At 66.6% G+C, this 23380-nt stretch carries 19 protein-coding genes and 1 tRNA gene; 7 read left to right on the forward strand and 13 right to left on the reverse strand.

Features of this window, described 5'->3' with window-relative positions; genetic code table 11:
* The 4 genes from ACWICD_RS12705 to ACWICD_RS12720 all read left to right on the forward strand — a co-directional run.
* A partial coding sequence (locus ACWICD_RS12705; protein WP_454140379.1) for an integrase core domain-containing protein occupies window positions 1–345 on the forward strand: 345 nt, incomplete at its 5' end.
* 162 nt (window positions 346–507) lie between these two features.
* Window positions 508–1434, forward strand: a complete 927-nt coding sequence (locus ACWICD_RS12710) for a HamA C-terminal domain-containing protein (RefSeq protein WP_454140380.1) — start codon at window positions 508–510, stop codon at window positions 1432–1434.
* Window positions 1431–3968, forward strand: coding sequence for a DEAD/DEAH box helicase (locus tag ACWICD_RS12715; RefSeq protein ID WP_454140381.1), 2538 nt, complete (start codon window positions 1431–1433; stop codon window positions 3966–3968). The genes ACWICD_RS12710 and ACWICD_RS12715 overlap by 4 nt, the downstream gene beginning before the upstream one ends.
* A 31-nt stretch (window positions 3969–3999) precedes the next feature.
* Window positions 4000–4710 (forward strand): DCL family protein, encoded by a 711-nt coding sequence (locus ACWICD_RS12720; protein WP_454140382.1) that lies wholly within the window; start codon window positions 4000–4002, stop codon window positions 4708–4710.
* Window positions 4711–4800: 90 nt separating this feature from the next.
* Here ACWICD_RS12720 and ACWICD_RS12725 read toward each other — a convergent pair whose 3' ends face one another.
* Window positions 4801–5982 (reverse strand): hypothetical protein, encoded by a 1182-nt coding sequence (locus ACWICD_RS12725; RefSeq protein ID WP_454140383.1) that lies wholly within the window; start codon window positions 5980–5982, stop codon window positions 4801–4803.
* A gap of 148 nt (window positions 5983–6130) precedes the next feature.
* Here ACWICD_RS12725 and ACWICD_RS12730 point away from each other — a divergent pair, with 148 nt between their 5' ends.
* The gene (locus ACWICD_RS12730; protein ID WP_454140384.1) at window positions 6131–7291 is read left to right on the forward strand and encodes a DNA cytosine methyltransferase; all 1161 of its coding nucleotides are present in this window, start codon (window positions 6131–6133) and stop codon (window positions 7289–7291) included.
* Window positions 7292–7334: 43 nt separating this feature from the next.
* Here the strand turns inward: ACWICD_RS12730 and ACWICD_RS12735 are convergent, their stop codons facing one another.
* Entirely contained in the window at window positions 7335–9110 is a 1776-nt protein-coding gene (locus ACWICD_RS12735; RefSeq protein WP_454140385.1) for a DNA/RNA helicase domain-containing protein, read from the reverse strand.
* On the reverse strand, window positions 9097–9417 hold the full coding sequence (locus ACWICD_RS12740) for a nucleotide pyrophosphohydrolase (protein WP_454140386.1): 321 nt from the start codon (window positions 9415–9417) through the stop codon (window positions 9097–9099). The genes ACWICD_RS12735 and ACWICD_RS12740 overlap by 14 nt, the downstream gene beginning before the upstream one ends.
* A gap of 321 nt (window positions 9418–9738) precedes the next feature.
* On the opposite strand from ACWICD_RS12740, the gene ACWICD_RS12745 reads away from it, so the two are divergent.
* Window positions 9739–10869, forward strand: coding sequence for a tyrosine-type recombinase/integrase (locus ACWICD_RS12745; RefSeq protein ID WP_454140387.1), 1131 nt, complete (start codon window positions 9739–9741; stop codon window positions 10867–10869).
* A 219-nt stretch (window positions 10870–11088) separates the two neighbouring features.
* Here ACWICD_RS12745 and ACWICD_RS12750 read toward each other — a convergent pair.
* Together ACWICD_RS12750 and ACWICD_RS12755 are read right to left on the reverse strand one after the other, a co-directional pair.
* A tRNA-Arg gene (locus ACWICD_RS12750) sits at window positions 11089–11160 on the reverse strand.
* 42 nt (window positions 11161–11202) lie between these two features.
* The gene (locus tag ACWICD_RS12755; protein ID WP_454140388.1) at window positions 11203–11565 is read right to left on the reverse strand and encodes a nuclear transport factor 2 family protein; all 363 of its coding nucleotides are present in this window, start codon (window positions 11563–11565) and stop codon (window positions 11203–11205) included.
* Between the two features lie 149 nt (window positions 11566–11714).
* Between ACWICD_RS12755 and ACWICD_RS12760 the strand changes: the two genes are divergently transcribed.
* Complete coding sequence (locus ACWICD_RS12760; protein ID WP_376128060.1) at window positions 11715–11999, forward strand: Fe-S cluster assembly protein HesB; 285 nt, start codon at window positions 11715–11717, stop codon at window positions 11997–11999.
* 65 nt (window positions 12000–12064) lie between these two features.
* On the opposite strand, the gene ACWICD_RS12765 is transcribed toward ACWICD_RS12760, so the two are convergent.
* The 8 genes from ACWICD_RS12765 to ACWICD_RS12800 form a co-directional block, all read right to left on the reverse strand.
* Window positions 12065–12775: a spermidine synthase gene (locus tag ACWICD_RS12765; protein WP_454140389.1), complete on the reverse strand. Its 711-nt coding sequence runs from the start codon at window positions 12773–12775 to the stop codon at window positions 12065–12067.
* Window positions 12776–12863: 88 nt separating this feature from the next.
* Window positions 12864–16520, reverse strand: a complete 3657-nt coding sequence (locus ACWICD_RS12770; RefSeq protein WP_454140390.1) for an error-prone DNA polymerase — start codon at window positions 16518–16520, stop codon at window positions 12864–12866.
* A 279-nt stretch (window positions 16521–16799) separates the two neighbouring features.
* Window positions 16800–18542, reverse strand: a complete 1743-nt coding sequence (locus ACWICD_RS12775) for a Y-family DNA polymerase (RefSeq protein WP_454140391.1) — start codon at window positions 18540–18542, stop codon at window positions 16800–16802.
* Entirely contained in the window at window positions 18539–19246 is a 708-nt protein-coding gene (locus tag ACWICD_RS12780; protein ID WP_376128065.1) for a hypothetical protein, read from the reverse strand. Before ACWICD_RS12780 ends, ACWICD_RS12775 begins: the two co-directional genes overlap by 4 nt.
* A 160-nt stretch (window positions 19247–19406) precedes the next feature.
* Window positions 19407–19973, reverse strand: a complete 567-nt coding sequence (locus ACWICD_RS12785) for a cysteine hydrolase family protein (RefSeq protein ID WP_454140392.1) — start codon at window positions 19971–19973, stop codon at window positions 19407–19409.
* A 290-nt stretch (window positions 19974–20263) separates the two neighbouring features.
* The gene (locus tag ACWICD_RS12790; protein ID WP_376128068.1) at window positions 20264–20761 is read right to left on the reverse strand and encodes an HNH endonuclease; all 498 of its coding nucleotides are present in this window, start codon (window positions 20759–20761) and stop codon (window positions 20264–20266) included.
* 837 nt (window positions 20762–21598) lie between these two features.
* Complete coding sequence (locus tag ACWICD_RS12795; protein ID WP_454140393.1) at window positions 21599–22462, reverse strand: M23 family metallopeptidase; 864 nt, start codon at window positions 22460–22462, stop codon at window positions 21599–21601.
* A gap of 204 nt (window positions 22463–22666) precedes the next feature.
* Window positions 22667–23368 carry an iron dependent repressor, metal binding and dimerization domain protein gene (locus ACWICD_RS12800; RefSeq protein WP_454140394.1) on the reverse strand — a complete coding sequence of 234 codons (702 nt, stop codon included), beginning with the start codon at window positions 23366–23368 and terminating at the stop codon, window positions 22667–22669.
* Between the last annotated feature and the right edge of the window lie 12 nt (window positions 23369–23380).

The following is a 23380-nucleotide window of genomic DNA, read 5'->3' on the forward strand; positions in this document are numbered from 1 at the left end:
ACTCACTCGGGTAGGGCTTGGGCACAGCAACATCCTTCCAGGCCCACCCCTCGGGCAAGCCAGATCAGATGTCACCTACTCGTGCAGCAATCCCAGGCCCTCGGTGACGACGTGAAGCACAAATACACGCGCCCGTACCGGCCGCAGACCAACGGGAAGATCGAGCGGTTCCACCGCACCCTCGCCGACGAATGGGCCTACGCTCGCCACTACGACTCAGACCCGCAGCGAGCCGCCAGCTACCCCGCCTGGCTGCACCACTACAATCATCACCGACCCCACACCGGCATCGGAGGCCAATCACCCATCGACCGCGTCCACAACGTCCGTGGGAAGAACATCTAGCGCGCCTGCGCTGACGTCGGCTTTGGTCGTTCCGGCATGTTGCCGAATCGGTCGAAAAAGCTTCCCCGGACAGAAGCTGCACGTCACGGCCCCGAGTAACACACAGGAGCGTGCGCTTACCGCGGCCTCCGGCCTCGCTATGTTGAACGTTGGGAGGGAAACATGGCCTTGTTGGGCGCGCTCGACGAGATTGCTGGCGGGACACCACAGCAGACTCGGTCGTTCTTCCATGTGATCGGAGAACGAGCTATTCCAGACACACGCGTCAATTACCGCGTCCATTGGCTGACGTTGGATGGGAATGGCCGCGACCGAACCGTAGCGCTAGCGCAACATCTCTATTTCAAGATCGCAGACTATTGCACCCCGCGTAGTCGGATCCTTGAGGCTCGCGCACGCGATGACCGCGAGGGTGGCAACGTCCAGATGATGATGTTGCAGGAGGAAGCCCGTCGCTTGTTTATCGATTCGGACACCTCTGGTGAAGGTGGAGAACTCTTGCTCTATTTCCTGCTGGAAGCCGAACTCGGGCTTCCGCAGGTGCTCTGCAAGATGCCGTTGAAGACTAACTCGAAGATGCCCATTCATGGTGTCGACGGCGTCCACGCGGGGCTTCTCGACAAGGGAGGACTTGCGGTCTACTGGGGGGAGTCGAAACTGTACGCGGACGTGCAGTCGGCGATGACTGACTGTTTCACGAGCATCGCCCCGTTTCTTCTCGACGATGGGACGGGCGACGCGCACCGCGACCTCGTACTCGTGCGCGAGAGGCTCGATACCGGCGACCGCGAGCTGTCATTGAAGCTCGTCCAGTACTTCACCGATGATGCTCCTGAGCGCACCAAGCTCGAGGTTCGTGGGGCATGTCTGGTGGGTTTCAGTCACGACGGTCATGGCCACCCTTTCGAGGACGACGAAGTCACGATGCTCGCGGAGGTCGAGGAGCGTGTCGATGCGTGGGCGAAGAGTGTCGGTACCCGGGTGTCGAATCGTGAGATCGAAGGTTTCGAGATCGAGTTCTTCTGCATGCCGCTGCCTTCTGTGGAGAAGTTGCGGACCGCATTCAACAACCTGCTGAGGCATAAGTGAACGACGACGAATACTGGGCCGAGGTATCCACCCTCACTGCATTCACCGAGGGTGTCCGGCTCTCGACGCTCAAGTCCACTCGCGGCTTCTTCGCCAGCGTGCGACCGAGTGAGCCCACTCCAACCCTCGATTGGGGTCGTCACCTACTAGCGGCAAGTCTCGTGACCCTTCACGCGCCGGAAACTGTGCAGGCGGGAGCCCTCCGAATCGTGCAGGGGTGCCTCCAGGATCCTGATGCATCCGCATCGCATAAGGAGGCCGCGGAGTACCTATTGCGTCGGCTCGGGAACGGACGAGCGGCGGAACTCGCCCACGACAAGGGGCTCGCGCCGGACAGTGGCGATGAGATCGCGGCCACTCCACTGTCGCTTGACCTCATTCGTCGAACTCTCGAACTCAGCGTCGACGGGGGAGGCGAGCGCATCCCCGTGAACCAGTTCCAGCGGCAGTTTTGGGACTCGGCCGAAGAATCGCGTTGGACGAGTGTCTCAGCGCCGACCTCTGCTGGGAAGTCCCACATCGTTCGGTTATGGCTGGCGGCACAAATCGCTTCCCATGAACGGTACCGGGCTGTGTATCTGGTACCCACGCGCGCGCTTATCGAAGAGGTTAGCCGTGAGCTGGAAACCACGCTGGGAAATCGCGCGACCGTTACCACGATGCCCTGGGATACACGCGTCGAGGAGAAGCCCCATGAGGTCTACGTTCTAACTCAGGAGCGTCTGCACATCCTGTTGCGCAAGCAGCCGGACATGTCCTTCGACTTGCTGTTCGTGGACGAGGCGCAGAAATTGAATGACGGTGCGCGCGGTGTGCTGCTCCAGAGAACCTTGGACGAAGCGGCTCGCCGGGGTGAGCCGAAGATTATCTTCGCCAGCCCGCTGACTTCGAACCCGGAGCTCCTCGTCGCTGGCGTCCGCGGGACATCGACCGCCTTCGTGAGCGAGACGGTTACGGTCAATCAGACCCTGATCCACGTCAACCAGCGACGCTACCGTCCCACAACGTGGGACATGGTCGCACTCGTTGACGGAGAGCGGATTGCGATCGGTGAGTTTGATCTGTCGGCTCGGCCAACGTCTCTCAGAAAGCGACTGTCGCTTGTAACCGTTGCGCTCGGGAGTCAACACTCGGGCAATGTCGTGTACGCGAACGGGGCAGCCGAAGCCGAACTGGTCGCCGGGCAGATCTGCGATGCGCTCATCGAACCTGGTTGGATAGCGTCGAAAGAGACGCTCGAAGTCGTCGAGCTCATCGAGAAGACCATTCATCCCCAGTATCTCTTGGCTGCATACCTCAAGCAGGGCGTCGCGTTTCACTACGGGAACATGCCACTTCTTGTCCGGGAGGCGGTCGAGCGGCTGTTCCGTAACGGAGACATTCGGTACCTCGTCTGCACCTCGACCTTGCTCGAAGGGGTAAACCTGCCCTGCCAGAATCTCTTTGTCAGAGCGCCTCGCAAGGGCAACGACACCTTGATGTCCGCATCAGACTTTTGGAACTTGGCGGGTCGAGCGGGTCGATGGGGCGTGGAATTCCAGGGGAACATCGTGTGCGTCGACACAGAAGTCGCGAGTAACTGGTTGGAGGTTCCCACGCGCCGTTCACGGCAGCCGATGGCACGAGCTACAGACGCGATCTTGCACAACTACTCGGATCTGCGACAGTACATTGAGGACGACACACCCGTGGATGCGGCGCGGACCGCTCCGATCTTTCAGGCGCTGTTTGGCATCCTCACGACCGCTCGGAGGCAAGGGCTGGAGTTACAAGAGTTGCCCTGGCTCCAGTCGACGGCTGACCAGTCTGCGGTGCTTTCGAACCTCATCGACGAGAAGCTAGCTCCTCTAACCATCTCTCCGGGGACTCTTCAGGTCCACGCCGGCATCAGCCCGATCTCGATGCAGCGATTGCACGACCACTTCCAAGCGGTCGGCAGGAGAGACGCATTCGAACTGCCCCCACCGGAAAGCTACGACGCCGTTGATGCGTACCTGCGTGCTATCGCGATTTGCTTCAGATTCCTTGGCGCCGACTTCACTCAGAACGAGGGGCGGCAGTTCGCGCTCGCGCTTCTCTTCGTCGAGTGGATGAAGGGCCGCCCCCTCGCGGTTCTCATCTCCAGTCGGTTGCGGTACCTGAGGCGAGCTGGCAGAAAGCACACCCTCGCGGTGGAGATTCGGAGTGTGCTCAAGGACGTGGAGCAGTACGCGCGCTTCGAAGGACCGCTTTTTCTCGCGTGCTACGCCGATGTCCTGAACGAGGCAATTCCGTCGGAATCGAAGCATGAGGAAACTCGGGACATCGCGATGATGATGGAGCTAGGCGTGTCTCGAGTGACGGAGGTGTCGATGATGAGTCTCGGTCTCTCCCGCACCAGCGTCGTGGCACTGTCCGAGCACATCATCAAGGATGATCTCACCCCCGAACAATCACTGGAGTGGATCGCATCGCACGACATCGGCGCCTACGATCTACCCGCCCTCGTCGTCGCCGAGATCGCGAATATGACCCGCCGCCGAGCCGGCGTTTAATAGGCACTGCTCACAACATAAAGGGGGAGCCGTGGGTGCTAAGCCAGTCACTCTGCGTACGTTTCGGTGGGGCACCATCAAGGAAGCGAAGGCAGCGTTCCAGAAGATCTTGCGCGGATATGGACTGAACGAGGAGGTAACGGATCCCGTACATGTGGCGATGCTTCACGAGCTTCTCGAGCGGCACCCGCGAGGGCAGGAGAAGACTGGGGCCGGCGTCGACCACTTCTACATCGGACGCACCCAGCAGGAGGACGGCGCCGTCCGCTACTGGAGCGGTCGAGGCATCTGGATTCGCCGAGTGGACGGTAGTCCTGCTGATCTTGGCTATACGGCTGCCCTTGTGGGGCCATCTCCGAAGGTGGACGCCAAAGACGCCATGCGGCATGCGGTGAGTTCGCGCCGCGATGATTACCGTGATAGTCGATACGTGGATCGTTCGGACGTGTCGTGTTTTCTCAGCGGTGAGCCACTTGATGAGTCGGACGCGCAGGTGATCTATGTGGATCCAGCTTGGGAGCAGATTACGTATCGGTTCGCCCAAGCCGAGGGCGGATGGGAGCAGCTGCGGGTCAATTCTGGAGACGGTGCCGCGCAGATCGGCGGTCGACTTGCGGATCCAGACGTACTCCGGAGGTGGTTGGAGTTTTTCGACGCTCACGCCAACATGGAGCTTGCGTCACGGTCAGCGGCAGCCCGGCGCCCATGGCCCGACGAAACGGCATGGGATCCGTCACTTTGAGTTGACGCGATGAATTCGTCCGCGCCTGACCTGCTCAACGTCTGGTGCATCGGCTTCCGCGCTTGCGCGCTCCACATGGGTACTGTGCGCTCAGGTGTGCCGGAACTCGGCGATGTCATCGACCCAGTCGTCGGTGATCGCCTGGATCGCTGCGAGGCGATCTGGAAAGTCTTTATGGGTGGCCATCTGAGCAGTGCGCCCGAATCGGAACTGCCACTTCCCAGTTGGGGAGTACAGGCACGCCGCGACGACATCGAATCCGTCTGTCGTGTAGAAGCGCGACGCCGGGTCACCCTTAGACGCTCGCGTCTTCTGCACCTCAACCTTGAACTGGCCGCTCGCTGAGGTCCGCGGGCTTGCGTTCTTGCACTCGACGCGAAGAACTGTGCCGTCTTCAAGCGTCACGTTGAAGTCGTGCATCGCGTCGACGTCGAGTCGCTCGACTGTCTCGATTCCGAGCGCGCCGGTCAACTGCTGTTCGAGGTGGTGCTCGGCGACACCACCGCGAACCGCGACGGAGAGGCGGTTCCGTCCGCGAATGATGTCCAGGATCTGCTCACTTGTCAGCGCGAACTGCTCCTCCAGGGCGTGTCGCCGGGGCGCTTCATCGGGCAGCGGCGGGGTAGCCATGTCGAGAGCAGCGGTGTACCGCAGGGCAGGATCGAGGCGAAGCGCGGTCGCGCGGCGCTCGAGCCGGGCGTAGTCGATTAGCCGGTTCGGGGTGAATGCGACCACTGTTTCGAGGTTCGTGGGTGAGCGAGCCTCACTTCGCTTTGCCCCGGCGCGGTTGATCTTCTCCCACACGTGCCAGCTGCTCCGGGCCGCCTCATCGATATCGGCCTCCTTCGCGTAGAAGGAGATTCCCATGGGGAGGGGATCCCACAGATTGGAGTCGAGACCGAGAAGCACTCCGTCCATGAGGTCGACGCCGACGATCATCGTGACGTCGACGCCAGCGATATCGCGCCCGACCGGATGATCCCGCTCCCAGCTCTCCTCGGCACCGTATCGAAGCTGGCCTCGCACCTCGTCGTCAGGACGCCCTTTGGTTGCGACCTTCGTGATCCTGAATGGATAGATGAGCATGCCGATTCGCTCATCGGAGTCCAACTGGACTCCGAGGTAAACCGGCGCACGGCTTGGATCGCTGGCGTAGATGACACGGCCCCCGGAGGCCTCGATGGAACTGACCAGGAACTCGTGGACGTCCGCTCGGCCGCTCACCCGGTAGACCTCTCCGAACGCGCGGCCGGCAACGGTCTGTTCCTCCACAAGCCCTCCTGGCGTCGACAAATCCACAGATCGCATTGGCTCCGATCGCATGTCGGCGCCTAGCGGCAGACTGATGTCGACGATACTTGTTTGACGCGACAGTCCCGGCCCTCGGCGACGGCGCGTTCCTGGCGGATTGAGGTGACAGATGGCCGAGGAGCTCCCCGTGGTGAGCTTGTTCTCCGGCGCAGGCGGGCTGGACCTCGCGGTCGACAGAAGTGACGCGGAGCCACTCGTGACGAGCGACACTGGGAGCGGATTGCTTCGCGTCAACGTCGCCACCGATTACAATGAGCCGGCACTCCAGACCCTCACAGCAAACTTCGCCGACACGGCAACGCTGACAGGCGATATTCGAGAAGTGACGACGGAGCAGATCCTTGCGCGGGCGGGACTTCGCGCCGGGGAGCCGGTGCTGGTCGTCGGCGGGCCGCCGTGCACGCCTTTCAGCAAGTCCGGATTCTGGCTCGAGCAGAAGCGCGAGAGCAGGGACCCCAACGCGTCTCTGCTTGACGAGTACGTCCGAGTTGTTGCCGAGTCTCGACCCGAGGCATTCATCCTTGAAAACGTCCAAGGTCTGACCTACAAGACCCACAAGGCCCAGTTCGAACGTCTGCTGAAGGGCCTCGGAGAACTCGGGTACAACCCTCAGTGGAAAGTGCTGCTGGCCGCCGACTACGGCGTCCCACAGCTCCGCCGCCGCGTCTTCGTCGTCGGCCGCCGAGATGGGGAGAAGTTCGAGTTCCCAGAGCCAACGCACTCGGGTTGGAGCGAACACTCACGACGGATTGACACGAGCAAGCTTCCGCACGTGACGGCCGGAGACGCGTTCGCGGATCTGCCTCGCTTGGTCCGCGCATCAAACGATGAGATCGTCGACGGAAGCTACGGGGAACTCGCCGCCGAGATCCCACCCGGGCAGAACTACCTCTGGCACACGGATCGCTATGGCGGGCGGAACCATTTCGAGTGGCGCAGCCGCTACTGGACATTCCTCCTTCGACTCGATCCCAATCGGCCTTCGACGACCCTCCAGGCTCAGCCGGGGCCCTGGGTCGGGCCATTCCACTGGGAGAACGTCCGCACCTCAAATGGGGACGAGCGAGCGCGACGCCTGCGAGTCAACGAAATGCTTCGCCTGATGTCTTTCCCGGACGACTTCAAGATTGCTGGATCACGTGCCGACGTGCAACGGCAGCTCGGAAACGCCGTTCCGCTGGAACTTGGCAAGGCAGTCGTACGCGCCTTGGTGACTCAGCTCGGGTACATCGACCACAGAGCGAGTTCTCGCCTTGTCGCCGCTGGATAGCTGGCACACTGCGATCGGTCTGGAGTCGCTGATCCCTCAGCGCCTAACTTCCTAATCGCGGGATCGTGCTGGATGTCCGACCGACGGACAGGACGGATGCGAAGTGGTCGCGGAGATCCGGATCGCACACATAGATGTAGGTTCCCAGGATTCCTCTCGTCAGCAGCACGCCATAGATGTTCCGGATCAGCGTAAGGAGATCCTCGTCGGTCGTCTGCCGTCGTAGCTTCTTTAGGTTTTCCTTGCCCTTCTTGTCGCGGTAGGCGTCGCGGTCCATGACCACCTGTCGCCTGAACTCGTCGTATCGGAGATCCCCGCCGATGATCACGCCGGCGTAGTTCAGGTCGTAACCCTGCACCGTGTGAATGGAGCCGACCTCGTCGATCGATGTCTTCGAGTTGATCCAGTCTTTATCGGTTCGGTTCCAGACGAACTCGGTTCCCTCGAGTTTGAAGTCGAAGCCGGGTTTGTTGCCACGCGTCTTCCAGTCCCAGGCGTAGCCGGCGACAAGTCGAGCGAGGCCGACCTCGCGGTCGCGTTCGCGGATCGCTTCCTGCATGTCGACGACGCTTCCAAAGAACCGCAGGTCGTACTCGCCGAAGTCCGGGCGGTCCCCGGCGCGAAGCTCGCCTTGAAGAAGCTGGCGAATGAATCCCACGTAGTCTGCGTCCGCCCGCACTCGCATCTGCGTCGCCAATGGGAAACACCGATGCGATCGCTTCGCAGCTGCGACCTCAATGGCGAGAGTCTCACTCGGGAGGTCCGCTGGCCGCACGCCTTGGCGCTCGTCGATGAGCAGGATCTGGTGCGTGCTCTGGGCGCGGATCCAGTCGAGCTGGGTCTTGCTGAGATCATCGGAACCGAAGAGGCGTTCGTTGATCTCGATGAAGTCGCGGTTGCGCATACCCGAGGACTGGTTCGCGCGGCGATTGAGCCGGTGCGTCTCGTCGACGATGAGCAGGTCGAACGGTATGGACGACTTGCCGACGTCGAACGGGTTCAAGACGAGGTCTTCACTGACCTTCGGCGTCTTCTTGAACACCTTCTTGATCGAGTTTCGAAGCGACTGCTGAGGTACGACGAACCCGACGCGAACGCCCTTCAGTAACTCGCGGTTCTCCGGGACAAAGAACTCCGAGAAGAGTGAGTCTTGCTCGATCTCATCCGTATCTTCGTAGTCGCGAATGTCGGCCAGCAGCTTCATAAGGAAGATCGCCACGATCGTCTTGCCCGTACCCGGATTGCCCTGGATGACGCTGGTCGATCGTGTGCCCGTCGCGAGGTCCGCGAGCAGCGATTCAACGATCTGCTCGACGGCGATGGCCTGCTCTCTGGTGAGGACCTTGAAAGGCGAGAGCTTGAAGAGATCGCTGTTCTCGATCTCGGGGATGCTGCGCTGAAAGATCCCGTCCGATCGCAGCTGCTCGAAGATGTCACGGAAGCTCTCGCGGTATTGGTCGCGCTCGTAGTACCGCGCGTCGATGATGCCCTCGTTGCCATTGAGCACTGTGAAGTGACCGTCGCCGGCGAGCCAGCGGATGAGGTGCGACTCGAGGTCGAGACACGCCGACTTGTTGAACCTCTCGTCAATGACCACACGCACCCGGCGGAACCCCGCCTTTGATGGATTCTGGATGTGCTGACGCATGCGTGACACAGCACTGACCGTCTCGCCGACATAGACAGATGGCGCATTTGGGGAGCCGGCGCTGTCGAGAACGTAGACGACGGGCCAGTTCGTCCGCCGTTCATCGCCGGACGCCCAAGTTGAGATCGCGGGTGTGGTGAAGTCGAGCCGTTCGATCTCAAAGGGCGTCATACTTCGTGCTCCGCCCTCTCGATCGATCGGCGGGGTACTTCGAGCCTGTTACCGCGAGCTTCTGCAGGACGATCTCGTCCAGGTCGACTCCCAGTTGAGCGGCGAGCAGTGTGCAGTAAGTGACGACATCGGCGAGTTCATCGCGCACGCGAACATCGTCTGCATCGTCGCTCCACTGGAAGCACTCGAGCAGCTCGCCAGCCTCGATCGAAATGCTCTTCGCGAGGTTCGCCGGCGTATGAAACTGAGCCCAGTCGCGCTCGCGCACGAACTCCGACAAGGCTTCACGAACTCGCTCACTCGTCACGGTGTGACGGTATCGCACAGCGGCCTCCCCTCCGACATCCAGCCAATTCAGCGATCGGGCGCGGCGCAGTGCTCGTCGTCAAACGGCTGCTAAGCGACGCGCGCAAGCGCGGAGTCTGCAAGGAGTGAGCGGCGAGAACGGAGGCACGAACGATCGCTACACTCTCGGCGTCGGAGGGAGGCGGCCCCTCCAACCCAACGCCAGTTGACGACGTCCTTGAGCATCTATCCACATCTTCGACCGGTGGCGTTGACGACGTCCGATCAGTGTCCGACACTGGCCCGATACTGACCCGCAACCCGGGATTGATCCGAGGTCGAGATGGGCACCATCACCCCGTACGAAACGGCGAAGGGCCGCCGCTACCGCGTGCGCTACCGCAAGCCTGATCGCACCGAAACGCAGAAGCGCGGCTTCACGACGATGCGCGAGGCGAAGCTCTACCTGTCCATGGTCACCGTGTCCAAATCGAAGGGCGAGTACATCGATCCCGTGGCGTCGCGGGTGCCGGTCCGGATGTTCGCCGACAGTTGGCTGCGGTCGAAGCAGCCGCCGATGTCGAAGCCTTCGTACTACATGACGCTCGAGCGGGCGTGGAAGAACCACGTCGCTCCAGTCTGGGCAGACAGGGAGATCTGGTCGATCCGGCGGTCTGAAGTTCAGGACTGGGTGTCGGAGCTCGCGACGCAGAAGTCGCGCACGGTCGTTCTCCGCGCGCTGGGAGTCCTCGCAGGCATCCTCGATGTCGCCATCGATGATCGTCGCCTTGCGAACAATCCGGCGCGACACATCCGCAATCTCCCTCGGAGCGGACCAGGCAAGCGCCGCGTCTATCTTTCGCACGACCAGGTGGCGACGTTGGCGGTATGCTCGGCGTATCCCACTATGGTCCTGACCTTGGCCTACACCGGCCTGGGCTGGGGCGAGGCGACCGGGCTGCGCGTGCGCAGTGTGAATCGACTGCGTCGACGCTTCGTGATCGAGGAAAACGCGGTGATGATCGCCTACGAGATCCACGTCGGCACGCCCAAGACGCACGAGAAGCGCTCGGTCCCTTACCCCGAGCGCCTCGCGCCGATGATCGAACAGGCCTGCGCAGGCAAGGGCCCGGAAGGGCTGCTCTTCGGCGACGGCGTCAACCACATGCGCAACTCCGGCGCACAGGGATGGTTCGCGAACGCGGTCCGTCGCGCGCAGGCTGTGGACCCATCGATCCCTCGGCTGACGCCTCACGACCTCCGTCACACCGCCGCATCACTCGCGATCAGCTCCGGCGCGAACGTGAAGGCCGTGCAGCGGATGCTCGGGCACGCATCGGCGGCCATGACGCTCGACACCTACGCCGACCTCTTCGACGACGATCTGGATGCCGTCGCATCGCGCCTCAACGACGCCATGCCGCTCGTGGCGCTGCCGTCAGGTCCGCAGACCCGCTACGCCCGACCGACGTAACGCCGGAGAGCAGACTGCTCAACTTTTCGACGAGGCTCAGGACGCCCGAAATGCTCGATTTCGTCGTCCTCAGGCGTCGAACGACGCTCCGTGAAGGGCGTCGAATCTGCCTCGTTTTCGGCTCACACGTTTCTCAAATGCGGCCAAAAAGCGGCCAAAAACACATTCTGAGTGGTCGGACCTCAGAAGAAACTCCTGGTCAGAGGCAAAAAGAGACTGTGCCCCTGGAGGGACTCGAACCCCCAACCGTTTGCTTAGGACGCAACTGCTCTTCCATTGAGCTACAGAGGCTGACCCGACCGAGTCTACCGGGGCTCCACGGTCAGGCAGCCGTCAATGCTTGCGCTCGATCCACCACTCGGTGAACTCCCTCGCGCGACCGTCCGGACCGAAGCGTACGAGCCACAGGTTGTCGTACGTCCCGATCTTGGCGCCCGCGGCATAGGTCGTGACGCCGCGAATGGCGGCGGCATCCGTCGTCTCGATCTCGACGTGGCCGTCGAACGTCCACTCCCCCGGCTCGTCGCGCTCATCGCTCCACAGCGCGAGGATTCGGTCGATGCCGACGGCGGGTTCGAGATCGTCGGGCGACCCGCGATACACCGCGTCGTCGGTGAACAGCGCGCGGATCGCATCCGGTTCGTTCGTGCGCCACGCCTCGACATAGCCGCTCAGAAACCGCTCCGCGTTGCTCATGCGACGACACTGGCACGACGCTCACCCCCGCGCCAGGGCGGTTCCTCCGTATTGCGTGGGAATCGGGGCGGATCGCCGGCGCACGGTTGCATCCCGGCGCGGATCTCGGAATCGTGGCCGGTCCTATTGCCCGAAACGGAAGGACCGACATGCTCACCATGACCGATACCGCCGCTGAAGCCGTCAAGGCGATCGTCTCGCGCGTGCCGAACGTGCCCGACGAGGGCGGCGTGCGCATCCGCGACACCGGCACCGCCGAAGGCTTCGAGCTGAGCGTCGCACCGGCGCCCGAAGAGACCGACACGGTCGTCGCCGAGAGCGGCGCGAACGTGTTCCTCGACGTCGGCGCGGCCGCGGCGCTGGATGACCGCGTGCTCGACGCCGAACTCGCGCAGGACGGCTCGGTGCGCTTCGCCCTGGGCACCCAGGGCTGAGACATTTCGCGAGGCGGGCTCCTGCGGGGGCCCGCCTTCGTCGTGTCAGGAGATCGCGTGCCTGATCACACCGTGCGGCTCTGGGCGACGTAGACCGTGTTCGACGAGGTTCCGCCGGTGACGGGGTTGTCGAAGTCCACGACATGCGCCGCGCCGTCATCGAAGACCTCGGCGAGCACGGTCATGAACTCGGCGTCGGGCGGGTCGTCCGACCACAGCGCGAAGACCCCACCCTCGACCAGGTGCCGGTCGAGGGCGCGCAGGCCGTCGGCCGTATAGAGGTCGGCGTGGGTCGGGTCCAGTTGGTGCCGCGGGGAATGGTCGACGTCGAGCAGGATCACGTCGTACCGCGCATCCGCATCGACCGGCTCACGGCGCATCAGCGCGAAGAAGTCGTCGCTGACGAGCGTGGTGCGCGGGTCGCCGACCAGCTCGCGCGAGGCGGGGAGCAGCATCCGCTCATGCCAGCCGATCACCGCATCGAGCCGATCGATCACGGTGAGCGCCGAGACGCGCGCGTCGCGCAGGGCGGCGACGGCGGTGTATCCGAGCCCGAGTCCGCCGACGAGCACGGTGAGCTGGCTCCCGGATGCCGCGGCCAACCCGAGGTCGGCGAGCGCCTCTTCGGCGACGGTGAACAGGCTCGACATCAGGTACTCGTCGCCGAGCTTGACCTCGTAGATCTCCTGCCCCACCGAAGGTTCCGACCGTCGCCGCAGGGCGAGGTCTCCCATCGGCGTGGGTTGCCAATCGAGCTCTTCGAACCTTGCGATCACAGGTGTCCCGTCGTAGGGTGCCCACACTACGCGGCGGGGCGCTCCTCCCCCACTTCCCAGCTCGCGGCCCGGTGCTCCGGCGCGCGGATCAGCGGAAGTCGCGCGACTGGTGGTGCACGCCCACCCGCAGATCCTCGACGCGGTCGGCGACGAGGTTCGTCACCCCCTCGACCGAGCGTTCGAGCAGGCCCCGCACGATGAGCGCCGGCGCATCGCGCACGACGCGGCGATACCGGTTCCACACCCCCACCGAGCAGATGACGTTGACGATGCCGTGCTCATCTTCGAGGTTGAGGAACGTGATTCCGGATGCTGTCGCCGGACACTGCCGATGCGTGACAAGCCCGGCGACTTCGACTCTTCTCTCGGCCTCGTGCGTGCGCAGCTCGCGAGAGGTGAGCACGCCGCGCGCGTCGAGCCTCGACCGGTAGTGCGTCAGCGGATGGTCGTCGACCGAGACACCCGTCGCCCACAGGTCGGCGGCGAGCACGTCGTAGCTCGTCGGATCGGTGAACAGCGGCGGCTGCACGAAGGCGAGCGAGTCGGGCAGGAACTCGGCGCGATCCTGCGCGGCGGCCCCGGCGAGCCACGTCGCCTCGCGGCGGGTGAGTCCGAAGCAGTCGAAGGCTCCGGCCGTCGCGAGGGCCTCGACCTGGGCGGCCGTGAGGCCCGTGCGGCGGACGAGATTGCGCTGGTCGCGGTAGGGGCCGGCCGCCTCGCGCTCTTCGACGATGCGGGTGGCGACGTTCTTGCCGATGCCTTTGACCGCGGCGAGGCCGAGACGGACGGCGTAGGCGCCGTCGCGGCGGTGGGCGGCGGAGTCGTCGGGGGCGGTGGGGTCGAAGTCTCCGGTGGGGGGTTGGTGGCGGTGGGTGCAGGAGGGGAGGCCGGTGGGGGGTCTCGACCCTTCGGCGGGCTCAGGGACCGGTTCGTGGAGAGGGGGCGACCCTTCGGCAGGCTCAGGGACCGGGGCGGGCGACCCTTCGGCGGGCTCAGGGACCGGTCTCGACCCTTCGGCGGGCTCAGGGACCGAGGCGGGCGACCCTTCGGCGGGCTCAGGGACCGGTTCGTGGGGAGGGGGCGACCCTTCGGCGGGCTCAGGGACCGAGGGCTCGAGCAGGGGGTCGACGCCGGAGGCGTGGAGGTCGGGGCGGCGCACCTCGACGCCGTGGCGGCGGGCGTCGGCGACGAGCGTCGCGGGCGAGTAGAAGCCCATCGGCTGCGCGCGCAGCAGCCCGGCGAGAAACGCCGCCGGATAGTGCAGCTTGATCCACGAACTGGCATAGACGAGCAGCCCGAACGACAGCGAGTGCGATTCGGCGAACCCGAAGTTCGCGAACGCCTGGATCTTGGCGTAGATCGCGTCGGCCTCCTCTCCCACGAGGCCGTTCCGCGCCATCCCCTCATAGAGCTTGGTCTTGAGCGAATCGATGCGTTCGATGCCGCGCTTCGAACCCATCGCGCGGCGCAAGAGGTCGGCATCCTCACCGCTCACCTCGCCGATCGCGACCGCCATCTGCATGAGCTGTTCCTGGAAGACCGGCACCCCGAGCGTGCGCTCGAGCACGGGTTTGAGCTTCGGATGGGCGTACGTGACCTCTTCGCGCCCCAGCTTGCGCCGCACATACGGGTGCACCGCCCCGCCCTGGATGGGCCCGGGCCGGATGAGCGCGATCTCGATCACGAGGTCGTAGTAGCGTCGCGGCTGCAGTCTCGGCAGCAGCCCCATCTGCGCGCGGGACTCGACCTGGAACACCCCGATCGAATCCGCCCGGCACAGCATGTCGTAGACCCCCTTCTCTTCCTTCGGCAGGGTCGACAGCTCCCACTCCTCGCCGGTCGCGGCGCGGATCATGTCGAAGCAGTACTGCAGTGCGGCGAGCATCCCGAGGCCCAGCAGGTCGAACTTGACCAGGCCCATCCAGGCGGCGTCGTCTTTGTCCCACTGGATGACCGTGCGCCCCTCCATGCGCGCGTGCTCGATCGGCACCACCTCACCCACGGGCCGGTCGGTGAGCACCATGCCCCCGGAGTGGATGCCGAGGTGCCGCGGCGCCTTGAGCAGCTCGCCGGCGAACTCGAGCACCTGATCGGGGATGTCATGTGCGTCGGCAGGCCCGGCAACCGAGCGGCCCGACCCCCCCGCGCCCTCCGGTGGTCGAGTAGTCGACGACGTCGGCGTATCGAGACCCGGAGCCCACCGCTCGACCTGCTTCGACCAGGCATCCTGCTGCCCGGGCGAATGCCCGAGCGCCTTCGCCATGTCGCGGATCGCGTTCTTCGGCCGGTACTGGATGACATTCGCCACCTGCGCCGCCCGCTCGCGCCCGTACTGCTGGTACACCCACTGGATGATCTCTTCGCGCCGGTCCGAGTCGAAATCGACGTCGATGTCGGGCTCCTCGTCGCGCAGCGACGACAGGAACCTCTCGAACGGCAGGTCGAAGGCGATCGCGTCGACGGCGGTGATGTCGAGCAGATAGCAGATGGCACTGTTCGCGGCGGATCCGCGCCCTTGACAGAGGATGCCGCGGCGCCGAGCCTCTTGCACGATGCCATGCACGATGAGGAAATAGCCCGGGAAGTCCTTCATCTCGATGACGCCGAGCTCTTTCTCGATGCGGGCGCGGTTCGCCTCGGACAGATCGGGATACTTGCGCGGCACCGCCTGCCACACGAGGTGCCGCAGCCACGACATCGGCGTGTGCCCCTCGGGCACCTTCTGCTTCGGCAGGGCGGGTTTCGCGCGCCGCAGCGGGAACGCCAGTTCGTCGGCGAGCGGCACGGTGCGGGCGACGGCATCGGGATGCCGCGTGAACCGCTCGGCCATCTCGGCCCCCGAGCGCAGGTGCGCTCCGGCGTGCGCGGGCAACCATCCGTCGAGCTCGTCGAGTCCGCGGTTGGCGCGCACGGCCGCGACGGCGGCGGCGAGCAGCTGGCGCTCGGGCACCGCATAGTGCACGTTGTTGGTCGCGACGGTCGGCAGCCCCTTCTCGCGCGCGAGCCCGGCGAGCACGTCGTTGTCGCGGGTATCGAGCGGGGAGCCGTGGTCGATCAGCTCGACATAGACCCCGTCGCGGCCGAACAGGTGCACCAGGCGGTCGAGCTCGCCCGCGGCGGCGCCTGCTCCGGAGGCAGCGAGCGCGCGGCGCACGCTGCCCTTGCGGCATCCGGTCAGCACGGCCGTGTGTCCTGAGAGCTGCGCCGACAGCTCGTCGAGGTCGTACTGCGGCCGCCCCTTCTCGGCCCCCTGCAACTGGGCGTGCGTGAGGGCGCCCGCGAGTCGGTGATACCCCTCTTCGCCGCGCGCGAGCACGAGCAGATGCTCGCCGACGGGATCGGGCTGACCCGCCTGCGGGGCGGGCAGATCGAGCGACAGCTCGGCGCCGAACACGGTCGCCAGCTGCCGGGTCTCGGCGGCTTCGGCGAACCGCACGATGCCGTAGAAGCCGTCGTGGTCGGTGACGGCGAGCGCGTGCAGTCCGAGCCGCTCGGCCTCTTCGGCGAGCTCTTCAGGAGACGAGGCCCCGTCGAGGAACGAGTACGACGAGTGCGCGTGCAGCTCGGCGTAGGGCACGACGTCGGCGGGGCGGTCGATCGGCATGGGCACGTAGGGTCCGCGCTTGCGCGACCACGCGGGACTGTCGCCGCCGTCGGCTCCGGCGGGGCGGTGATCGGGGCGGCGCCGATCGCTCAGCACGCGCTCGAGGTCGGACCACGACACCGACGGGTTGTTGAAGCCCATCAGTCGTCCTCCCACCCTTCGACAAGCTCAGGGATCGAGCCAGGGGCGAGGGCGGGGGCGGGGGCGAGGGGCGACCCTTCGACAAGCTCAGGGACCGGGGCGGGGCCGGGGGACGACCCTTCGGCAAGCTCAGGGACCGGGGCGGGGCCGAGGGGCGACCCTTCGACAAGCTCAGGGACCGGGGCGGGGTCGAGGGGCGACCCTTCGGCGAGCTCAGGGACCGAACCAGAGGCGAGGGGCGACCCTTCGACAAGCTCAGGGATCGAAGGGCGCAGGCACTCAGTCATACGCCCCCTCCGCCGTCCACCGGCCGCTCTCGCAGACGAGCAGCCATGCGGCGCCGTCGGCGTCGACGACCTGAAAGCGGTGGGCGCGGCGTGCGCGCGCGGCATCCCACCCTCGTTCGATGACGGGCCAGGGCCCCGCCCACGCCTCGATCGCGCGGCGGCGGCCGCCCTCGACGAGCACGCCGGGCGCCGCCGAGAGGGTGCCGCGCTCGTCGACCTCGACGGCGTACCCGCCGAGCGTGGTCACCTCGACCGTCGGCGGCTCGGTGAACACGGTCGTCGGCAGCGGGTCGGGAAGGCTCCCCGGCCACGGTCGCGCGCGCTCCCTGTCGAGCACGGCGCGGTCGCCCCACGGCACGAGCACCTGCCGTTCGGCGAGCCAGCGTCCGCCGCCGATCGCGGGTGTCGCGACGGCGCGGTGGCCGAGCATCGCCTGCACGCGCGAGAGGGCGTGGTGCACGTGCTCTTCGGGTCCCGAGCCGAAGAGCGCGGGGCGGTGGTGCGCCGCGGCATCCACCGCTTCGGGTGCGATCCGCACGAGCGTGACGCCGCTGCGCAGCGCCTCGGAGTCCTCGCCCAGCTGCCACCGCACGCGGTCGACGACGGCCGCCGCGTCGAACGACGCCGGATGCAGCCACACCCGCTCACTGCGCTCACCCCGATCGCCGACAAGCTCGACGCGCAGCTCGGTGCAGACGAGATCGAGCGCGCCGAGTCCCCCGATGAACTCGTCGGCGGCGATGCGCATGCCGAACGCGACCTGCTCGGCGATCTCGATCGGCGACTCGAACGCGACCTCGCGGTGCAGCTCGGGCGGCGGCGTGCGGGGGTCGACGGGCTGCGAGTCGCGCCCGCCCGCGAGCGCGTGCAGACGGATGCCGCGGGTCCCGAACCTCTCGCGCACGCGCTCGTCGGGCATGGCCGCGAACGCGCCGAGCGTATGGATGCCCAGGCGCGTGAGGAGGCTGATGAGGTCGTCGGGGGCGTGTTCGGTCTTTTTGGCCGCGGTGTTGTCGAGCGCGGTGATGGGGAGCGGTGCGAGAAAGCCGGCCGCTCCCCCGGCGGGCACCGTGAAGATCGGCTCGGCACGGGTGGATGCCGCCATCGCGGCCCGCTCGGCCGTGAAGGGTCCGTCGGCGATGCCCGCCCGCACGTCGGGCAGGCCGAGCTCGCGCAGAGCGGTGACGAGCACGCGCGCGGCGTCGACCTCGCCGCCGTAGTAGCGGGCGGGGCCCTTGGCCTTGAGGGCGCAGAGTCCGGGGCGCACGAGCTGGACTCCGGGTGCGCGCTCTTCGATGCACGCGATGACCGGGGCGAATGCGCGGTGGTCGCGGGCGTCGTCGGCGGGGACGATCTCGAGCGACGGGCAGCGCGCCTGCGCGTCGCGGCGGCGCTGCCCGCGGCGTACGCCCTCGACCCGCGCGGCGGCCGAGCACGCGACGACGCGGTTGGCGTGGACGATGGCGATCGGGCGGGCGGCTTGGGCGGACGACCCTTCCGCCCCCGACCCCGGCTCGGTCCCTGAGCTCGCCGAAGGGTCGATCCTCGACCACGGTTCGGTCCCTGAGCCCGCCGAAGGGTCGGTCCCTGAGCTCGCCGAAGGGCCGACCCCCGACCCCCGGTCGGTCCCTGAGCCCGCCGAAGGGTCGGTCCCTGAGCTCGCCGAAGGGTCGATGGGGGTGAGTGCCGTGATCGGCCAGTCGGGGAACCAGAGCACGAGAGTGCGCACGCTCATCCGGCCTTCGACCATTCCGTGGGGCGTTCGGTGCCGTGCTCGACCCGGGTGAGCCTCGCGGGGGCGGCGGCGACCGTGCCCGCGGCATCCGGAAGCAGCATGCGCCCCGTGCGGGCCACGGGCCACCGTCGGCTCGCCGACGTCACGGTCACGGTGCGTTCGGCGAGGTAGCCGTGGCCGCGGCCGACGCCCGTCCACGAGGCGTCGCCGACCTCGAGCACGGCTTCGGCTTGCGGCCAGGGTCCCTGCACGAGCAGCACGGCGCCCCGGTCGCGCAGCCGGCCCGCGAGCCGGGCGATCTCGCCGTCGGGAGCACGCCCCGCGGGGCGTACGGCGACGACGGGCAGCACGTCGGCGATCGTCGCGGCGACGGCGAGCCAGCGCCGGCCCGGGTCGGGCACGAGCACGAGGCGTGAGAGGTCGACGCCCATCGATTCGGCTGCTTCGGCGCCGAGGCGCGGCATCCCGATCACTCCGCACCACGAACCGTCTTGCGAGGCGCGGGCGAGGAGGGCGAGCAGCAGCGAGGTCGAGCGCGGGAGCGAGTAGGCGCTGCCGGGGCGCAGGCCACCGCCGGGAAGCAGATCGGCCAGCGCGGGGAGCACCGGCAGCACGGGCGCATCGAGCTTGCGCCCCTGCATGCGCTCGACCTGAGCGCGCAGTCGGGTCAGCTCGTCTGCGTGTGCGGCCACGATCCCCCTCATTCCACCAGGCTAGAACTGATGTTCTATTAACTCAATCCCGTGGAATGACGCTACCCCGCACTTCCGACACCTATGTTCGACTCTTGACCGCGAGACTGCAACGGCAGGCCGAGACCGTGGGTAAACCCCACGGTCTCGGCGCTCGGTTGCAGTCTCGGCGTCAGAGGGGTCGGACGAGCGACGCCGTCGTCGCGATGCGGGCGAAGCCGCCCTCCTGCAGCACGAGCGCCGTCGAGGCCATGAGCTCATCGGCCGTGCGCGTGACGACGCCGACGCCGGCGATCTCTCCGGTCAGGTCGAACGTGCGCGTCGCATCGAGGACGACCGTGACGTCGTAGCCGAGGTTGCCCGCCATGCGCGCCGTCGTCTCGACGCACATGTTGGTCTGGATGCCGCACAGCACGAGCTGCGTGATGCTCCGCTCCTGCAGCCAGGCGTGCAGATCGGGGTCGCCGTAGAACGCCGAGTTGACGTCCTTCGTGACGAACAGCGCGGGGTCGACGGCGGCGACGGCATCGACGAGCGCGTTGCCTTCGTGCGACGGCGCGAGCGGCGATCCGGACGACGTGGAGTCGTGCCGCACGACGACGATCGGCTCGCCGGCGGCGGTCCACGCCTCGATGAGCGCCGCGACGTGGGCCTCGCACGCGGGGTTGGTCGTGGCACCCCAGAAGTCGAGGTCGTCGAAGGCGCGTTGCATGTCGATCACGATGAGAGCTCGGGTCATGCGCCCATCCCATCACGCGCACCCCGGCCCGCGGCATCCGTCGGCTGCCAACCCTCGCCCGAAAACGGCGAGACTGCATCGGGGCGCCGAGAAAGCGGGTGAACCCCACGGTCTCGGCGCGCCGTTGCAGTCTCGCGGTCAAGAGGGGGCGCGGGTGCGCGCGGGCGAGCGCCGGGCCGCGGGGGAGCGCCGGGCCGCGGGCGAGCGCCGACGCGCGGGCCAGCGCCGGGCCGGCGAGCGCCGTGCCGCGGGCGAGCGCCGCCCAGGCGACCCCGCGCTCGAACGACAGGTCAGGCCGCGAGCGCCAGGTAGGGCTCCCAGCGGGGGTCGGCGCGGTCGGTGCCGCGCACCGTCCACTGCCCGCCCCGCGGGACGCCCGGCGACAGCCGCAGCTCCCACCGCATCTCCTGCGGCGTGCGGTCGCCCTTGATGTTGTTGCAGCGCAGACAGCACGCGACGAGGTTCTCCCACGAATCGGCGCCGCCGCGCGAACGCGGCAGCACGTGGTCGATCGTCGACGCCGGCGTGCCGCAGTACGCGCAGCGGTGACTGTCGCGGCGCAGAACACCGCGGCGTGTCACCGGCACGCGTCGGGCCCCCGGCATCCGCACATAACGCGTCAGCAGGATGACCGCGGGTCTGTCGTAGACCCCGCGCGCTCCCCAGACAGGATCATCTTCGACGAGTTCGATGACGGTCGCCTTCTGGTTCAGCACGAGCACGATGGCCCGTTTGAACGACACGACAGCGAGCGGCTCGTAGCCCGCATTCAGCACCAGTGTGCGCATTGCTCATCCTCTCGAACGTCCGAGACGGCTTCTCGGGTTGTTCGGTTCGTGACGATGAGTTCCGACGTCAGGGTACGAAAAAGGCGCTGTCGATTACAGACAGCGCCTTGGCGCCACGGTAGGACCGTGGCATCCGTTCGTGCAATGCCGCAGGACGAGGCGACCTAACGCATCCATGGTTCGGATGCGAGGAATGCTGCCCATGGGCTCCCTCCGCTTCTCTCAGCGTCGGGGATCAGGCTAACCCACCACACCGACACCGCGGCCGGTTGAGCGTGAACCGGAGGTGTCGTGTCGCCGACGAGCCGATTGCGCTATTGGCCGGCCCCCGGCCACCGAACCGTACCGATCCCGTCCAACTCGACGTCGACGACGTCCGCTTCGACCGAAACGGTCGGGTTCGACGAACCGCACCAGCCCGACCCGAGCGGATGCCGCCACCCGCCGTCCCCCGACGGATCAGCCGGCGTCACCGACGAGCCGATCGCGCCACCGTCCCGCCGGCCCCTGGCCACCGAACCGCATCGATCCCGCCGAACTCGACGACGACGACGTACGCCTCGACAGAAACGGTCGGGTTCGACGAACCGAACCGAACCGACCGAGCGGATGCCGCCACCCGCCGTTCCCCGACGGATCGGCCGGCGTCACCGACGAGCCGATCGCGCTACTGTCCCGCCCCTGGCCGCCGAACCGCACCGATCCCGTCGAACTCGACGTCGACGACGTACGCCTCAACGGAAACGGTCGGGTTCGACGAACCGAACCGAACTGACCCGACCCGAACCAACCCAACCCAACCCGAGTGGCTACCGCCACCCGCCGTCACCCGACGGATCAGCCGGCGTTGGCGACGAGCCAGGCCCACGGGTCGACGAGGCCGTTGTTGACGCGCACCTCGAAGTGCAGGTGGTTCGCGGTCGAGCTGCCGGTCGAGCCGACGAGTCCGATGAGCTGTCCCGCCTCGACCGACTGACCGGCGACGACCTGGCGGCTGCCGTAGGTCATGTGGCCGTACAGGGTCGACACGCGCTGTCCGGCGATGACGTGATCGATGACGACCGCGACGCCGTATCCGCCGTAGGCCTCTTGCGCGATGCGCACGACACCGGCCGCCGCCGCGTACAGCGGCGTGCCGCCGGGGGCCAGCAGGTCGACACCCTGGTGGTAGCCGGAGTCGCCGATACCGCGGCCCTTCGTGAAGTTGAGGATCGGCCAGCGCACTTCGCCCGTGCCGGGCGAGACGAGGTTGATGTTGACGGGCACCGACGAGACGCTCGACGACGCAGCGGCGGCTGCCGCCTGTGCGCGGGCGCGCGCGGCCGCGGCTTCGGCGGCCTTCTTCTTGTTGATCTCGTCTTCGGTGGTCGCCGAGTAGCTGTCACGGGCGAGCTCGGTGCCCGAGGCATCCGAGGCGACGACGAGCGACTGCGCGTCGACGGCGGACATCTGCTGCAGCGTCTGACTGTCCTCGATCGGCATGCGCGTGCTGGCGGCGTAGGCGGGGATCGCGACGGTCGCGACGAGTCCGCCCACCATCGTCAGGATGACGAGGCTGCGCACCGGCCCATGTCTGCGGGCGGCGGTCGGTCGGGTCGAGCGCGTCTTCGTCGAGCGCTTCTTGATCCATGTTCGCGATGTCGCGGGGGTGACCGGACGGTCTTGCGACTCGATCGCGGTCTGGTCGTACTCTTCAGCCAAGCTGTCCTCCGGCGCCTCTGCGCCGTGGCGCTGGCTCGTCAACACTCGATGTCGGGGCACGATGTGCGGGTTTCACCGCGCAGACGACGAACCGATGAGGCAATCCGCGCGGAGTCCGTCGGCGGGCTTCTCACCTGTGGACCGTTTGAGGTTACCCGATGGTAACGAATCTGTCACGTTACCCACCTGGCAGACCCCTGGACGTCACGCCGCGTCGTCGAGCAGGAAGATGTGCGAGGCGATCTCGATGGGCAGTTCGAGGCCCTCTTCGCTGCCGTCCATCTGCACGAGCACGTAGCCCTCGTTGTACCGGAAGTCGCCCTCCGCGCCCGGCAGCACACCGGCCGATTTGAGTTGCTGCAGCAGTTCGGGATCCACCTGAGCGGGCTCGGCGAGTCGGCGCACCGTGCCGCGGATCGGCTCGCCCGCCTCGTTCATGCGCGCGACGAGGCCCACGACGTCCTGCTCGAATTCGACGGCCGCCACGTCGCCGAGCTGATCGAGCCCGGGGATGGGGTTGCCGTACGGCGACTCGGTGGGGTGGCCGAGCAGCTCGATGAGCCGGCGCTCGACCTGCTCGCTCATGACGTGCTCCCAGCGACAGGCCTCGTCGTGCACGTAGGCCCAGTCCAGCCCGATGACGTCGGAGAGCAGGCGCTCGGCGAGCCTGTGCTTGCGCATGACGTCGACGGCCTTCTGGCGCCCCGCGTCGGTGAGCTCGAGCGTGCGGTCTTCGGCGACGACGACCAGTCCATCGCGCTCCATGCGCCCCACGGTCTGCGACACCGTCGGACCGGAGTGGCCGAGCCGCTCCGAGATCCGCGCGCGCAGCGGCTGGATCTTCTCCTCTTCGAGCTCGAGGATCGTGCGCAGGTACATCTCGGTGGTGTCGATGAGATCAGTCATGCGGGCGCCCTC

The organism is Microbacterium sp. NPDC055357 (genome assembly GCF_053644835.1).

Bases quoted from the DNA above. Each gene is read 5' to 3' on its own strand.
- ACWICD_RS12770 (WP_454140390.1), bottom strand. From the start codon at position 16,520: ATGGGCTTCAACAACCCGTCGGTGTCGTGGTCCGACCTCGAGCGCGTG.
- ACWICD_RS12755 (WP_454140388.1), bottom strand. From the start codon at position 11,565: ATGAGCAACGCGGAGCGGTTTCTGAGCGGCTATGTCGAGGCGTGGCGC.
- ACWICD_RS12710 (WP_454140380.1), top strand. From the start codon at position 508: ATGGCCTTGTTGGGCGCGCTCGACGAGATTGCTGGCGGGACACCACAG.
- ACWICD_RS12800 (WP_454140394.1), bottom strand. From the start codon at position 23,368: ATGACTGATCTCATCGACACCACCGAGATGTACCTGCGCACGATCCTC.
- ACWICD_RS12780 (WP_376128065.1), bottom strand. From the start codon at position 19,246: ATGAGGGGGATCGTGGCCGCACACGCAGACGAGCTGACCCGACTGCGC.
- ACWICD_RS12730 (WP_454140384.1), top strand. From the start codon at position 6,131: ATGGCCGAGGAGCTCCCCGTGGTGAGCTTGTTCTCCGGCGCAGGCGGG.
- ACWICD_RS12785 (WP_454140392.1), bottom strand. From the start codon at position 19,973: ATGACCCGAGCTCTCATCGTGATCGACATGCAACGCGCCTTCGACGAC.
- ACWICD_RS12775 (WP_454140391.1), bottom strand. From the start codon at position 18,542: ATGAGCGTGCGCACTCTCGTGCTCTGGTTCCCCGACTGGCCGATCACG.
- ACWICD_RS12790 (WP_376128068.1), bottom strand. From the start codon at position 20,761: ATGCGCACACTGGTGCTGAATGCGGGCTACGAGCCGCTCGCTGTCGTG.
- ACWICD_RS12760 (WP_376128060.1), top strand. From the start codon at position 11,715: ATGCTCACCATGACCGATACCGCCGCTGAAGCCGTCAAGGCGATCGTC.
- ACWICD_RS12735 (WP_454140385.1), bottom strand. From the start codon at position 9,110: ATGACGCCCTTTGAGATCGAACGGCTCGACTTCACCACACCCGCGATC.
- ACWICD_RS12745 (WP_454140387.1), top strand. From the start codon at position 9,739: ATGGGCACCATCACCCCGTACGAAACGGCGAAGGGCCGCCGCTACCGC.